A 14510-nucleotide genomic window follows, 5' to 3' on the forward strand; every position below is an offset into this window, starting at 1 on the left:
GCGGATAACGCCCATGGCGTTATTCGCCCTACACACCCCGAAAAAGCCGGACTGCGCCCCCGCTCCTTAGGGCGAATAACCGCTCGCGGTTATCCGCCGCTCATCCGCCGTCCCCCTCACTCCTTCGCCCCACCCTCCTCCGTCTCCAACGCCGCCCTGGCGATGTTCCGGCTGTGCGCGCCGAAATGCCCGATCAGTTCGATCAGTTGCGCGTTCAGCGCCGCATTGTCGTGAGTCTCGGGGCGTGGCTGGTTGCTCTCGCTGAAGTCTTGCGCGGCGGAGGCCGGGCGGGCGGCCAGCCATTCGCCGATGGCGGCGTCGAAGGCCGCGGCGTGGGCATTCGACTCGGCGGCCACCACCTCGCGCAAGTAGGTCGGCGAATAGGCCGGATAGGCACCGTCGCGGCGGGTGTCGGCGTAGGCGTCGAGCATCGGCTGCGGGGGGCCGTCGCGGAGCAGTTGGCGCAGCCAGTCGAACTGGTATTTCTCCACCGCGGTATGGCGGTTCGCAACACGCTCGATGGCCGCCTGCTTTTCCTCCGGGTAGCCGAGCAATGCCTTGCCCTCCATCTGTAGCATCGCCGCCAGGCTGGCACCGGGCAGCGGCGTGGAGTGGTAGGGCTGGGTGATGTCCTGGATGTAGTGCATGCCCCAGCCAAGGAACCGGTAGCCCCAGTAGGGATGACCGTTGGCGAAGGCGAATCGGGACAGGCCGAAATACTGGTAGGCACGCCATTCCGGCCAGGCCCGGGCGAGGAACGGCGCACCGCTGTAGATCACCGCCGCCTCGTGGTAGAAGCCCATGTGGAACGGCGCCTGGGAGCTGAACTCGAAGCGCGGGTCGCCGAATGGCTGGGTGCCGAAGCCGTAGCGCTGGCCGGCCTCGCCGGGGTTGTCGCTGAACAGGTTGATGTCGTGGCCGTAGTCCGGCTCGTCGGCGGCGGTGGCCAGCACTGCCAGGGGCGCGACTCGCTCGCCGGGCTCCAGGCGAATGAAACGCCAGGCGGTCCACGGCGAGAGGTTCTGGAACACCAGCACCTCCTGTGGCTTGAGGTGCGGGCGCTGCGGCTGGTCCTGCCCGGGAAGCGGCTGGATCGCCAGCGCCAGGCGGATCTCCGGGTTGACCCGCAGCGCCGCGAGGAACGCCTGGCGCAAGTCGCCGGCCTCGCCGTCGGCGGCGAAGCGCAGGGTGTCCGGACGCGCCGGGTAGTTGCCGATATGCGCTCGGGCGTAGGCTTCCTGCTCGTCCAGCAGTGCGGCCAGTCCGTCGCGCTCGGCGGCGAGGAACGCCTCCAGCGGCTCCACCTCGACTTGCGGCGCCTCGCGGATGGCCGCCAGCTCGCGCAATGCCAGGTAGCTGCCCACCGTATGGTTGGACCAGGCCCACAGGCTCGGCGAGACGACCCACGCCCCCAGCAGCAGGTAACGCAACAGCAACTTCATCGGCTTTTCGCTCTTGTCTCGACTCGGTGCCGGCAAGCCTACCAATGCGGGACACCCAGGGCACTGTCCTGCCTGGACATCGGAACTCTCCGATAGCGCCATCGGACCAATGTCTATCCACGCCGGGCCGGCCCCATGACCGCCATCAATGGCGCCCAGGCGCCAGGCGGCTAGACTTTCCCGACATCAGGCACGCTGATACAAGGCACCCATCTGATGCTCCAGTCCGTTTCGCCCAAGCACGACCTGCCCCTCAAACCCGAAGGCCAAGCGGCCAAGCCAGAACGCACCGGCACCTGGGCGCCGTTCTCGATCCAGGCCTTCCGCATCATCTGGATCTGCAACCTGTTCGCCAACCTCGGCACCTGGGCCCAGTCGGTAGCCGCCGCCTGGGTGGTCACCGACGCCCACGCCAGCCCGCTGATGGTGGCGATGATCCAGGTCGCCGCGGCGCTGCCGCTGGTGCTGCTGTCGATCCTCTCCGGGGTCATCGCCGACAACCACGACCGGCGCAAGATCATGCTCTGGGGGCTCAGCTTCGAGATGACCGGGGCGATGTTCGCCACCCTGCTGGCCTTCCTCGGCTACCTCGACCCGGTGCTGCTGATCATCTCCATCCTCTGGATCTCCCTCGGCGGCTCGGTGACCATCCCGGCCTGGCAGGCGGCGGTCAACGAGCAGGTGCCGGCGCGCATGGTCAGCGACGCGGTGCTGCTCAACAGCGTCAACTACAACGTCGCCCGCGCCGCCGGCCCGGCCCTCGGTGGCCTGCTGCTGAGCGCGGTGGGACCGGCCTGGGTGTTCCTGTTCAACAGCTTCTGCTACATGGCCCTGATCTGGGCGATCTGGCAGTGGCGGCGCGACGTGCCCAAGCGCAGCCTGCCGCCGGAAGGCATCCTCGAAGGCGTCACCGCGGCGCTGCGCTTCACCCAGTACTCCACCGTCACCCGCCTGGTGATGATGCGCTCCTTCGCTTTCGGCCTCTCCGCCAGCGCGGTCTGGGCCCTGCTGCCGCTGCTGGCGCACCGCAACCCGGACGGCGACGCGGCGATCTACGGCTACATGCTCGGCGCCCTCGGCCTCGGCGCGATCCTCGGCAGCACCCAGGTCTCGCGCCTGCGCCAGCGGATCGGCAGCAGCCGGCTGATCAGCCTGGCCGGCTTCACCCTGGCGCTGATCCTGCTGACCCTCGGCCTGGTGGACAACCTCTGGGTCCTGTTCCCGGTGCTGATCCTCGGCGGCGGCTGCTGGATCGGCGCCCTCGCCACCTACAACTCGGCGGTGCAGATCCTCGTCCCCGACTGGATCAAGGCGCGCGCCCTGGCGCTGTACCAGACCGCGCTGTACGGTGGCCTGGCGCTGGGTTCATTCCTCTGGGGCCATCTCGCCGAGACCATGACCGTGCACGGCGCGCTGCTGGCCGCCGGCTGCCTGCTGCTGGCCTCGGTGATCCTCCTGTACAACTCGCGCCTGCCGGAAATGGACGCCGCCAGTATTTCCCGCGCGCCGGCGAGCATGCCCGGGCAGCCGAGCTTCGTCTTCAACACGCGGCGAGGCATGGTGCTGGTCTCCATCGAATACCGGATTCCCGCCGAGCGCACCCGCGACTTCGTTCGCGCCGCCCAGCCGCTGCGCCGCCTGCGCCTGCGCAACGGCGCGGAGCGCTGGTCGCTGTTCCGCGACGTGAGCAACCCGGAGGTCTGGCAGGAACTGTTCCTGGTGGACAACTGGATCCAGCACCTGCGCATGCTCGACCGCATGACCCTGGCTGACAAGATCGTCATCGACAACGTCACCGCCCTGCATGCCGGCGACGGTCCGCCGCAGATCCGCCATTGCGTGAGCTACGAGGCGAGCAGCTACGATACGCCGCTGGTGAAGAGCGCCACGCCGCCGGCCAACGACGAGGCGGGCGCGACGGCGGGGAGCTGAAAACGGGGCCAGGCAGTCCCCCGGGGCGGACAGCGCCAGCGGCGTTATCCGCCATCCAACGCCGGCGTGGCGGATAACAACAAACGGTTATCCGCCCTCCGAAGCCGTCGGCGGCGCGCGATCACTCCGCCGTCGGCTTCTTGCGCTTGAGCGGCGCCATGCCGTCGGCGCTGACCACCGCCGACGGCCCGGCCTTCGGCCGCGCGGCGGGCTTGCGCTTGGCCGCGGGCTTGGCGGCGGCGCCCTTCCTGTCCTGCTTTTTCTTCTTGCTGCCGGCGGCCTTGCCCGAGGCCTTGAGCTTCTTCGGCCCCTGGTAGGCGGCCTTCAGTTCCTTGATGTTGCGTCGTTCGAAGTTCTGCTTGAGGTAGCGTTCGACGCTCGACATCAGGTTCCAGTCGCCATGGCAGATCAGCGAGATCGCCAGGCCCTCGGCGCCGGCGCGGCCGGTGCGGCCGATGCGGTGCACGTACTCGTCGCCGCTGCGCGGCATGTCGAAGTTGATCACCAGGTCCAGGCCTTCGACGTCCAGGCCGCGTGCGGCGACGTCGGTGGCGACGAGGATCTTCACCGCGCCCTGCTTCAGGCGCTCGATGGCCAGCTTGCGGTCCTTCTGGTCCTTCTCGCCATGCAGGACGAAGACCTTGTGCTGGTTGGCGATCAGCCGCCCGGTCAGGCGATCGGCGGAGACCCGGGTGTTGGTGAAGACGATGGCCTTGGTGTAGGTCTCGTTGCTCAGCAGCCATTGCAGCAACTGTTCCTTGTGCGCCACGTCGTCGGCGGTGATGACCTGCTGGCGGACGTTCTCGTTCAGCTCGCCGACCTGGTTCAGGCGCAGCACTTGCGGCTCGCGCAGCACCTCGGCGATCACCTTGTTCAACCCGGCGCCGCTGTGGGTGGCGGAGAACAGCAGGGTCTGGCGCTCGGCCGGGCAGGCATTGGCCAGGGCCAGCACGTCGGCGGCGAAGCCCATGTCGAGCATGCGGTCGGCCTCGTCCAGCACCAGCACCTCGATGTCCTGCAACGGCAGGTTGCCGGCGTTGCGCTGCTCGAGCAGGCGGCCGGGGGTGCCGATGATGATCTCCGGGTTCTTGCGCAGGCGCGCGCCCTGCACCTTGAAGTCCTCGCCGCCAGTGATCAGGCAGGCCTTGATGAAGGTGAACTGGGCGAAGCGCTCGACTTCCTTGAGGGTCTGCTGGGCCAGCTCGCGGGTCGGCAGGAGGATCAGCGCACGCGCCAGGGAGCGCGGCTTGTCCTCGACCAGCAGGCGGTGCAGCAGCGGTAGCAGGAAGGCCGCGGTCTTGCCGCTGCCGGTCTGCGCCGTGACCCGCAGGTCGTGCCCCTCCAGCGCCTTGGGAATGGCCGCGGCCTGGACCGGCGTCGGCTCGCTGAAGGACAGGCTTTCCAGTGCCTTCAGCAGGCGTTCGTGGAGGGGAAATTGGCTGAACAAGGGAAACCTCGGCATTGCACGTGAAAATGGACAGGTGCATAGCCTAACGGTTGCCGCGCCGGCGCGCAGGCTTTATTCGCGCGGCGCGACGGCCAGCGCCGGCGTCGCAATCGGCTCGACGCCGGGTCGCCGCCAGGCAAGCGCGGCGCGGGCGGCGGTCGCAGACTCGTTCGACGCCCGCCGCCCAGAGGAACCAGCTCATGCCCGACGCGCCCGCATCCGCCGCCGAACGCCTCGAACGGCTGCCGCTGAGTCCGTATCACCGACTGATCTTCGTGATCATCGCGCTGGCATTCTTCTTCGACTCGATGGACCTGGCGATGATGACCTTCCTGCTCGGCTCGATCAAAGCCGAGTTCGGGCTCGACTCGGCACAGGCCGGGCTGCTGGCCAGCTCGAGCTTCTTCGGCATGGTGATCGGCGCGGCCCTGTCGGGCATGCTCGCCGACCGTTTCGGGCGCAAGCCGGTATTCCAGGGCAGCATCGTACTCTGGGGCCTGGCCAGCTACCTGTGCTCCACCGCCGGCGACCTCGGCAGCCTGACCTTCTACCGGGTATTGCTGGGGATCGGCATGGGGATGGAGTTTCCCATCGCCCAGTCGCTGCTGTCGGAAATGATCCCGGCCAGCCGCCGCGGCAAGTACATTGCACTGATGGACGGCTTCTGGCCGCTGGGCTTCGTCGCCGCCGGCTGCCTGTCCTACGTCCTCCTGCCGCTGACCGGCTGGCGCACGATCTTCCTGGTGCTGGCGCTGCCGGCGGTCTTCGTCCTCGCCATCCGCTTCCTGATTCCCGAGTCGCCGCGCTGGCTGGAGCAGGCCGGCCGGCGCGAACAGGCGGACCGGGTATTGCGCGGCATAGAGGCACGGGTGATGCGTTCGCTGGGCCTGACCGAGCTGCCGCCGCCGCTGCGCCAACCGCAGCGGGAACGCAGCCGTCCGGGCTTCTTCAGCGCCTTCGCCGAACTCTGGTCGCCAGCCTACCGGCGCCGCACCCTGACCGTCTGGGGCCTGTGGTTCTTCGCCCTGCTCGGTTTCTACGGCCTGACCTCCTGGCTCAGCGCGCTGCTCCAGCAATCCGGCTTCGCCGTCACCCAGTCGGTGTACTACACGGTGCTGATCTCGCTGGCCGGGATACCCGGCTTCCTCTGCGCGGCCTGGCTGGTGGAAAGCTGGGGCCGCAAGCCGAGCTGCGTGCTGATGCTCCTCGGCGGCGGCGCGATGGCCTACGCCTACGGCCAGACCGCGGTGTTCGGCGGCAGCCTGGCGCTGCTGATCGGCTTCGGCCTGGCCATGCAGTTCTTCCTGTTCGGCATGTGGGCGGTGCTCTACACCTACACCCCGGAACTCTACCCGACCTCCGCGCGGGCCACCGGCTCGGGCTTCGCCTCGGCGGTCGGGCGGATCGGCTCGCTGCTCGGCCCGCTGGTCACCGGGCTGATCCTGCCGCTCACCGGACAGGGCGGGGTATTCAGCCTCGGCGCGCTGTGCTTCGGGATCGCCGCCCTGGTGGTCTGGGCCTTCGGTATCGAGACCCGCGGGCGCACCCTGGAGGAGCTCGCCGGTTGATCCGTGCATCGGCGGGAAACCTTTTCAGACATATCCGAGATGCGAAGCCGTGCCCGATGAGGCACTCTTGATCCCTTTGTGCGTTCCCGGCCCGCCGGCCGGGATGTTTCGTCAAACCGTGGGAATCGGCTCGCCCGCCCCACCGCAACAAAGGAAGTCGCCTGTCCATGGACTCCACATCCCTTCTCGACCAGCTCTCCGAATACTGGTCGGCACTCGACCAGCACCCCATCCTCCACGCCTGCCTGGCCTTCGGCCTGTTGCTGGTGGGCGCCCTGATCCTCGGCCGGGTGGCCCGCTACATCGTCCTCTACGCGGTCAACCTGCTGGCCCGCCAGCCGGCGCTGCACTGGCTCGGCGACCTGATCCGCAACAAGGTGTTCCAGCGCCTGGCGCAGACCACGCCCTCGCTGCTGGTGCAATTCGGCCTGCCGTGGATCCCGGAGATGCCGGACAAGGCCGCGCACTTCCTCGGCAACCTGGCACTGGCCTTCACCGTGCTGTTCCTGATCCTCGCCCTCACCGCGCTGCTGAATGCCCTGCTGGACATCTACGCGCGTACCGAGCATGCCCGCACCCGCTCGATCAAGGGCTACGTGCAACTGGCGAAGATCGCCGTGTTCGTGTTCGGCGCGATCATCATCGTCTCGATCATCATCGACCGCTCGCCGCTCCTGCTGCTGTCCGGCCTCGGCGCGATGTCGGCGGTCCTCCTGCTGGTCTACAAGGACACCCTGATGTCCTTCGTCGCCAGCGTACAGCTCACCAGCAACGACATGCTGCGGGTCGGCGACTGGATCGAGATGCCGCAGGTCGGCGCCGACGGCGACGTGGTGGACATCACCCTGTACACCGTGAAGGTGCAGAACTTCGACAAGACCATCGTCTCGGTGCCGACCTGGCGCCTGATGTCGGAGTCGTTCAAGAACTGGCGCGGCATGCAGCAGTCCGGCGGACGGCGGATCAAGCGGGCGATCTACGTCGACTCCAGCCAGGTGCGCTTCCTCGACGAAAAGGAAGAGCGGCGCCTGAGCCAGGTGCGCCTGCTCACCGAGTACATGGCGCGCAAGCAGACCGAGCTGCAGGAATGGAATGCCGCCAACGGCGGGGTCGCACCGCTGGCCGCCAACCGCCGCCGGCTGACCAACATCGGCACCTTCCGCGCCTACGCGCTGGCCTACCTGCAGAACCATCCGGACATCCATCAGGACATGACCTGCATGGTCCGCCAGTTGCAGCCGACCGCCCAGGGCATCCCGCTGGAGATATACTGCTTCACCCGCACCACCGGCTGGATCGACTACGAGCGCATCCAGGGCGACGTGTTCGACTACCTGCTGGCGGTGATGCCGGAGTTCGGCCTCGGCGCCTACCAGCAGCCCAGCGGCCAGGACCTGCGCCAGGGGCTGCAGGGCATGCTCGAAGGCCGTGACGCCGAGGTCCGTTCGTTCGAGGCGTTGGCCGCACCGAGCCGCAGCGACGAAGCCACTGTCTGAAGCGAGGGGAGCGCCGTCCATGAAACCGCACCTGATCTACTACGTCGCCACCAGCCTGGACGGCTTCATCGCCCGTCCCGACGGTAGCGTCGACTGGCTCGACCGTTTCGCCGAGGGCGGCAACGACCATGGCTACAACGGCTTCTACCAGGGCATCGACGGGCTGCTGATGGGCCGCGGCACCTACGATATCGTGCGCGGCTTCGGCGACTGGCCGTATCCGGGCAAGCCCTGCCAGGTGCTCACCCGCAATCCCCGGGAGAGCGCGGTGGAAGGCGTCGAGTTGCGCCATGGCACGCCCCAGGAAGGCCTCGCACGCCTCGGCGAACAGGGCTGCCGGCGGGTCTGGCTGGCCGGCGGCGGCAGCCTCGCCGGTAGTTGCCTGGCTGCCGGGCTGCTCGACGAGGTGATCGTCAGCGTCATTCCGCAGCTGCTCGGTGCCGGCATCCCGCTGTTCGCCGGCGGCCGCGAGCGGCGCCTGCAACTGCTGGAACAACATGGCTACAACAGCGGCATCGTACAGATGCGCTACCGGGTGATCGCCGAGGACGACCCGCAATGACCGACAACCTGCTGAGCATTTCCGCCGCCTGCCTGTTCGACGACCAGGGCAACCTGTTGCTGGTGCGCAAGCGCGGCACCCAGGCCTTCATGCTCCCGGGCGGCAAGCGCGAGCCGGGCGAAACGCCCCTCGCCGCGCTACAGCGCGAACTGCTGGAGGAACTGCGCCTGCCGATGGGCGCCTCGACCTTCGAGCACCTCGGCAGCTTCCAGGCGCCGGCGGCCAACGAGGCGAACACCCGCGTCGATGCCGATATCTACGTCGCCCGCCTGCCCCACGCCGTCTGTGCGCAGGCGGAGCTCGAGGAACTGGCCTGGCTGGTCCCCGGCCAACCGCAGCCGGGCAATCTCGCGCCGCTGCTGCGCGACCATGTCCTGCCGGCCCTGGCGCGGCGCGCGGCGGAAAACCCGGAAGCCCAGGCCGGACACCGGACTCGCCCCGACCATGTGCGCTGAGCGCTAGCGCTACCGCCAACGAAAAAGGCCACCTCGGGGTGGCCTTTTCGCGTTCTCGCACCGATCGCGCGGAATATCGGCGATTAACGCCTCTCCCTTGTGCGTAGCCTGCGGCTAGGCCTCAGAACGAAGTCCGGCGGTAGGCACGGTAGCGCGGGAACCAGAAGTTCGCCTCGATGGCGTCGTTCAATACCTCGTCGCTGGTATGCAGGGCCTTGCCCTCGGCCTGGGCCTGCTTGGCCACGGCGACGGCGATGCGCTTGCTGACCTCGCGGATGTCGCCCAGCGCCGGCAACACGGCGCCCTCGCCCCGGGTAACGATAGGCGAGCAGTTGGCCAGGGCGTTGGCCGCGGCCATCAGCATGCCTTCGGTGACCCGGTTGGCCCGCGCGGCGATCACCCCCAGGCCGATACCGGGGAAGATATAGGCGTTGTTGCACTGGGCGATGGGAATCCGCTTGTCGCCCACCTGCACCGGTTGGAACGGGCTACCGGTGGCGACCAGCGCCTGGCCGTCGGTCCAGTTGAGGATTTCCTGCGGAGTCGCCTCGACCCGCGAGGTCGGGTTGGACAGCGGCATCACCAGCGGCTGCTTGCAATGGCTGTGCAGCTCGCGGATGACCTCTTCGGAAAACAGCCCGCGCTGCCCGGAGACGCCGATCAGCACCGTCGGCCGGGCATTGCGGATCACTTCCAGCAACGCCAGGTCGTCGCCCTGCTGGCCGCCCCAGGCACCGAGATCGGTGCGCTTCTGCGCCAGGCGGTGCTGGAAGTCGAGCAGGTTGCTCATGTCGTCGGTGAGCAGACCCCAGCGGTCGACCATGAAAATGCGCCGACGCGCCTGGGCCTCGTCCAGGCCCTCCAGTTGCATGGCGGCGATGATCTGTTCGGCGATGCCGCAACCGGCGGAGCCGGCGCCGACGAAGGTCACGGTCTGCTCGCTGAGCTTCTCGCCCTTGGCCTTGCAAGCCGCCAGCAGGGTGCCCACGGCCACCGCGGCGGTGCCCTGGATGTCGTCGTTGAAGCAGCACAGTTCGTCCTTGTAGCGCTCCAGCAACGGCATGGCATTGGTCTGGGCGAAGTCCTCGAATTGCAGCAGGACGTTGGGCCAGCGGCGCTTGATCGCCTGGATGAACAGGTCGACGAACTCCTCGTACTGCGCCCCGCTCACCCGCTCGTGGCGCCAGCCCATGTACATCGGGTCGTTGAGCAGGTCCGGGTTGTTGGTGCCGACGTCCAGCACCACCGGCAGGGTGTAGGCCGGGCTGATACCGCCGCAGGCGGTGTACAGGGACAGCTTGCCGATCGGAATGCCCATCCCGCCGATACCCTGGTCGCCCAGGCCGAGGATCCGCTCGCTGTCGGTGACCACCACGATCTTCACGTTGTTCTTGGTGGCGCTGCGCAGGATGTCGTCGATCCGCTCGCGGTCCGGGTAGGAGATGAACAGGCCGCGGTGGGTCCGGTAGATCTTCGAGAACTCCTGGCAGGCCTGGCCGACCGTGGGGGTGTAGATGATCGGCATCATTTCTTCCAGGTGCTCCTCGAGCAGGCGGAAGAACAGGGTCTCGTTGTTGTCCTGGATCGAGCGCAGGAAGATGTGGCGGTCCAGATCGGTGTTGCACAGGTTGTACTGGCTGTAGGCGCGCTCGGTCTGCTCCTCGATGGTCTCGATGTTGTGCGGCAGCAGGCCCTGCAGGTTGAAATCGATGCGTTCCTGGGTACTGAACGCGCTGCCTTTGTTCAGCAGCGGCATCTCCAGCAGCGATGGGCCGGCATGGGGAACGTACAAGGGACGCTTGGCTGTTTCGGTCATATCTGGACTCGCTTCTACGGGCTTCACTCGGGTACGGGGACCACGAACATACCCCCGGCGCAGAGGCTTTCCAAGGCCACGGCGAACAACAGGTCATTGCCGGACCCGCAAGTATCGCCACTTGCACGGCGAAACCGGCGCGTCACATCCGGAACCGATCATTCGACGAATGGTCAGAAGGCCGGCGTCAAAATAGGTCACAATAGCCGCCGCTTTCGTAGGGGAATACGCTGGGAACGCCGATGAGTCCCCGATTTTCCTTCGTTAAGCCCGTTGTCGCCGGGAAAACCTGAATGCATCCAGGCCCGGAAGCAGTTGGCCGTTTCGTTTGACGGCCTGGTCGGAAGAGTCAGGAGGGCTCGTTCCGGTCACCCAGAAGACACTCCGATGAACAGAGAGTAACCACGAACCAGCGGAAGCCTGGACCGTTATTCACGCACGCGAAGACATGCCGAAATGCGTTCACCCTTTTTGACATGCCTGTCTGTAGGCTTCGCGGCCCTTCTGGCCGCCCTCTCGAGGCCCAGCCTGGCTTCCAACCAGGTCACCCACACCTTCAAGCCGTCGAAGAATTCCACCCTGTCGCCCAGCCGGGTCGTCAGCACCCGCCAGTCCGCCAACCGCTCGGTGGTCGCGGCCGCCGCTTCCGAAGTCACCGACCGCGCCTTCAGCATGATCGGTACCCCCTACCGCTGGGGCGGCACCACGCCGAAGAAAGGCTTCGATTGCAGCGGCCTGGTCAACTATGTGTTCCAGGACGTCGACGACGTCGACCTGCCGCGGACCGCCCGCGCCATCTACAACATGGACAACAACAAGGTCTCCCGCGGCAAGCTGCAACCGGGCGACCTGGTGTTCTTCCGGATCCGCAGCCGCAGCGTCGACCACGTCGGCATCTACGTCGGCAACGACCGCTTCGTGCACGCGCCACGGCGCGGCAAGAAGGTCCGCGTCTCCGACCTCAACAGCAGCTACTGGAAACGCCACTACCTGGCCGGCAAGCGCATCCTGCCGACCACCCTCGCCCAGGTCGAAAGCACCCGCAAGCGCTGATTCCGGCGCCTGCGGCTCGCTCAGATGCCCCGCCGCGCCTGTTTCCTCAGCAGGCGCGCGCTGTCCCAGCCGGTCAACAGCACCGCCAGCCAGATCGGCGCGTAGGTCCATAGCTGCTCGGGACGGAACGCCTCGCCGAGGAACAGTACCGCCACGAGGAACAGCAGCACCGGTTCGACGTAGCTGAGAATCCCGAACAGCCCCATCGGCAGCAGCCGGCTGGAAGCCATCATCGCGCCGAAGGCCAGCGCGCTGATCAGCCCCAGCATCGGCAGCAGCAGCCACAGGCGCGGCGCCTCGCGGAAGGCCTGGCTCTCGTCGCCCAGCCAGTACAGCGCGGCCAGCGCCAGCGGCAGCAGGAAGAGCATCTCGAAGACGAACCCGGACAGCGCGTCCACGCCCATCCTGCGCCGCAGCATGAAGTACGGCGGATAGCCCAGCGCGGTGACCAGGGAGACCCAGGAGAACGCGCGGGTCAGCCAGAACTCGTGGAGCACCCCGGCCAGCGCGCAGGCCACGGCGATAGCCTGCAGCGGCGTCAGGCGCTCGCCGTAGAACACCCGCCCCACCAGCACCATCGCCAGCGGCAGGAGGAAGTAGCCCAGCGACAGTTCGAGGGTCTTCCCGGCCAACGGCGCCCAGATGAAGATGCCCCATTGCAGCAGCATCATCGCCGCAGTCAGCGGGAAGCAGGCCAGCAGCCAGGGCTCGGCGAAAAGCCGGCGCCAGGCGGCGCGCAGGGTCGGCCACTGGCGGGTGGCGAGGACCAGCAGGAAGACCATCGGGATCGACCAGACCACCCGATGCGCCACCACCTGCAGGCTGTCCAGCGGCTCCAGCAGGTGGACGTAGCCCGGCAGGGTAACGAACAGCACCGAGGCGGCCAGCGACAGCAGCACGCCCTGTCCGGAAATCCTCATGCACGCACCTCGCGCCGGCCGAGCCGGTTGACCCACAGCGAAGCGACGATCACCGCGCCGCCCAGGGCCAGGCGCGGCAGGTCGGCGTGCTGGTTCCAGATCAGCAGGTTGAGCAGCAACCCGACCGGCACGTGCAGGTTGTTCATCACCGCCAGGGTACCGGCGTCCACCTCGGTGGCGCCCTTGTTCCACCAGAACTGGCCGAGGGCGGTGGCCAGCAGCCCCATCCATACCAGTACGCCCCATTGCAGCTCGCCGGCCGGCAGGCGCTGCGGATCGCCGAACAACAGCCAGGCAGGCAACGCCACCAGCAGCGCGCCAACGAAGAAATAACCGAAGCGCTGGCGCTGCGGCAGCTCGGACGGGTACTTGCGCACCAGGCGCTTGTACAGCACCTGGCCGGCAGCGAAGGTGGCGTTGGCCAGTTGCAGCAGCAGGAAGCCCTGGAGGAACTCGCCGGTGATCCCGTCGTAGCGGATGATCGCCGCGCCCAGCACCGCCACCAGCGCGGCGACCAGGGCCCAGAAGTTGAAGCGGCGGTTGAGCAGGTCGTCGAACAGGGCCACGTGGACCGGCGTCAGCACGGTGAACAGCAGCACCTCGGGCACCGTCAGCACGTTGAAGCTCAGGTACAGGCAGACGTAGGTGATGCCGAACTGCAGCGCGCCGACCAGCATCACCCCGCCGACGAAACGCGGTTCGACGCCGCGCCAGCGGGTCAGCGGGAGAAACACCAGGCCAGCGAGAAGGACCCGGGTAAGCACGGCGAAGTAGCTGTCGACCTGGCCGGCGAGGTACTCGCCGATCAGGTTGAAGGAGAACGCCCAGAGGACGGTGACGAACAGTAGATAACGCATGGACCAGGCACCAGGATGGGGCGCCGACCATAACGTTTTTGCCGCCGCCAAGGAAGGCCGCGCGGGCCCGCGGCCAACCTCGCCGCCCCTGTACTACCTGCCGTGCGCGGTGGGCCAGCGGTATTCGAGCCAGTGCTCCATGCGCTGGCGCAACAAGCCGCTCTGCTCGGCGATGTGCAGCCACTGGTCGACGTAGCGCTTGAAGGCCTCGTCGCGCGGCAGCAGGTAGGCCTTCTCGGCGAAGTCGAAGGGTTGCTGCGGATGCACGGCGCAGAGTTCCGGGTGCAGACGCGACTGCAGGCGGGCCTCGATGGCGTCGGTCATCATCAGGTCGGCCTTGCCGTCGACGATCTGCTGGAAGATCGTCACGTTATCCGGATGCACCAGGATCCGGGCCTTCTTCAGGTTCGCCCGGGCGAATTTCTCGTTGGTGCCGCCGGGGTTGACGATGGCCGTCACGCCCGGCTGGTCGATCTGCTCCAGGGTCTGGAAACGCGCTTCTTCGCTACAGAGGGTGATCGGCGTCTTGCCGTCGCGCAGGTAGGGAATCGAGAAATACGCCTGGCGCTGGCGCTCCAGGTTGATCGAGATGCCGCTCATGGCGATGTCGAAGCGGTCGTCGGCGAAATCGCGCATCAGGTTCGGCCAACTGGTCGGCACCACTACCAGCTTGGCCCCCAGGCTCTCGGCCAGGCGCTGCGCCATGTCCACATCGAAGCCGGCATAGCCGCCCTCTTCCGTGCGGTAGCTGAAGGGCTTGTAGTCGCCAGTGGTGGCGACGCGCAACACGCCGCTCTCGAGGATGCGGTCGAGGCGGCTCTCCTGGGCCTGGAGGCTGGCGCTGGCCAGCAGCGCAAGGCAGGCCAGCGCCTGGACGAGATGGCGGAATGATTTCGGCATGGGGACTCCTCGGCATGGCGGACCGCAGAGAGACTACGCAAGTCGGCAGCCGCAGCCAAATC

The 14510-nt window shown here is 67.4% G+C and carries 12 protein-coding genes; 6 read left to right on the forward strand and 6 right to left on the reverse strand.

Translation table 11 applies throughout. From position 1 onward, the window contains the following. Nucleotides 1-116: 116 nt before the first annotated feature. Nucleotides 117-1442, reverse strand: coding sequence for a phospholipase C/P1 nuclease family protein (locus tag HMPREF2886_RS25215; RefSeq protein WP_070748604.1), 1326 nt, complete (start codon nucleotides 1440-1442; stop codon nucleotides 117-119). 216 nt (nucleotides 1443-1658) lie between these two features. Between HMPREF2886_RS25215 and HMPREF2886_RS25220 the strand changes: the two genes are divergently transcribed. Next, nucleotides 1659-3374: an MFS transporter gene (locus HMPREF2886_RS25220; RefSeq protein WP_003103747.1), complete on the forward strand. Its 1716-nt coding sequence runs from the start codon at nucleotides 1659-1661 to the stop codon at nucleotides 3372-3374. Nucleotides 3375-3495: 121 nt separating this feature from the next. Here the strand turns inward: HMPREF2886_RS25220 and HMPREF2886_RS25225 are convergent, their stop codons facing one another. Beyond that, on the reverse strand, nucleotides 3496-4836 hold the full coding sequence (locus HMPREF2886_RS25225) for a DEAD/DEAH box helicase (protein ID WP_079992237.1): 1341 nt from the start codon (nucleotides 4834-4836) through the stop codon (nucleotides 3496-3498). Nucleotides 4837-5021: 185 nt separating this feature from the next. Between HMPREF2886_RS25225 and HMPREF2886_RS25230 the strand changes: the two genes are divergently transcribed. The 4 genes from HMPREF2886_RS25230 to HMPREF2886_RS25245 all read left to right on the forward strand — a co-directional run bounded on the left by HMPREF2886_RS25230 (nucleotide 5022) and on the right by HMPREF2886_RS25245 (nucleotide 8902). Next, the gene (locus HMPREF2886_RS25230) at nucleotides 5022-6389 is read left to right on the forward strand and encodes an MFS transporter (protein ID WP_033970169.1); all 1368 of its coding nucleotides are present in this window, start codon (nucleotides 5022-5024) and stop codon (nucleotides 6387-6389) included. 167 nt (nucleotides 6390-6556) lie between these two features. Further along, entirely contained in the window at nucleotides 6557-7885 is a 1329-nt protein-coding gene (locus HMPREF2886_RS25235; RefSeq protein WP_039027446.1) for a mechanosensitive ion channel family protein, read from the forward strand. Between the two features lie 19 nt (nucleotides 7886-7904). After that, a complete protein-coding gene (locus tag HMPREF2886_RS25240) occupies nucleotides 7905-8447 on the forward strand; it encodes a dihydrofolate reductase family protein (RefSeq protein WP_057388637.1) in 543 nt (180 codons plus the stop codon). Next, nucleotides 8444-8902, forward strand: coding sequence for an NUDIX hydrolase (locus tag HMPREF2886_RS25245; RefSeq protein WP_033970167.1), 459 nt, complete (start codon nucleotides 8444-8446; stop codon nucleotides 8900-8902). Before HMPREF2886_RS25240 ends, HMPREF2886_RS25245 begins: the two co-directional genes overlap by 4 nt. Before the next feature lie 121 nt (nucleotides 8903-9023). Here the strand turns inward: HMPREF2886_RS25245 and HMPREF2886_RS25250 are convergent, their stop codons facing one another. Then, complete coding sequence (locus HMPREF2886_RS25250; protein WP_033970165.1) at nucleotides 9024-10718, reverse strand: NAD-dependent malic enzyme; 1695 nt, start codon at nucleotides 10716-10718, stop codon at nucleotides 9024-9026. 456 nt (nucleotides 10719-11174) lie between these two features. Here HMPREF2886_RS25250 and HMPREF2886_RS25255 point away from each other — a divergent pair, with 456 nt between their 5' ends. Next, nucleotides 11175-11771, forward strand: coding sequence for a C40 family peptidase (locus HMPREF2886_RS25255; RefSeq protein ID WP_070748606.1), 597 nt, complete (start codon nucleotides 11175-11177; stop codon nucleotides 11769-11771). 20 nt (nucleotides 11772-11791) lie between these two features. Here HMPREF2886_RS25255 and rarD read toward each other — a convergent pair whose 3' ends face one another. From rarD to pheC, 3 genes are all read right to left on the reverse strand, one after another. Further along, nucleotides 11792-12691 (reverse strand): EamA family transporter RarD, encoded by a 900-nt coding sequence (rarD, locus tag HMPREF2886_RS25260; protein ID WP_033970163.1) that lies wholly within the window; start codon nucleotides 12689-12691, stop codon nucleotides 11792-11794. Beyond that, a complete protein-coding gene (locus HMPREF2886_RS25265; protein WP_024914758.1) occupies nucleotides 12688-13548 on the reverse strand; it encodes a carboxylate/amino acid/amine transporter in 861 nt (286 codons plus the stop codon). Before HMPREF2886_RS25265 ends, rarD begins: the two co-directional genes overlap by 4 nt. A 93-nt stretch (nucleotides 13549-13641) precedes the next feature. Then, complete coding sequence (gene pheC / locus HMPREF2886_RS25270) at nucleotides 13642-14448, reverse strand: cyclohexadienyl dehydratase (protein ID WP_070748608.1); 807 nt, start codon at nucleotides 14446-14448, stop codon at nucleotides 13642-13644. Nucleotides 14449-14510: the final 62 nt, after the last annotated feature.

The organism is Pseudomonas sp. HMSC066A08 (assembly GCF_001813025.1).
Lineage (GTDB): Bacteria > Pseudomonadota > Gammaproteobacteria > Pseudomonadales > Pseudomonadaceae > Pseudomonas > Pseudomonas aeruginosa.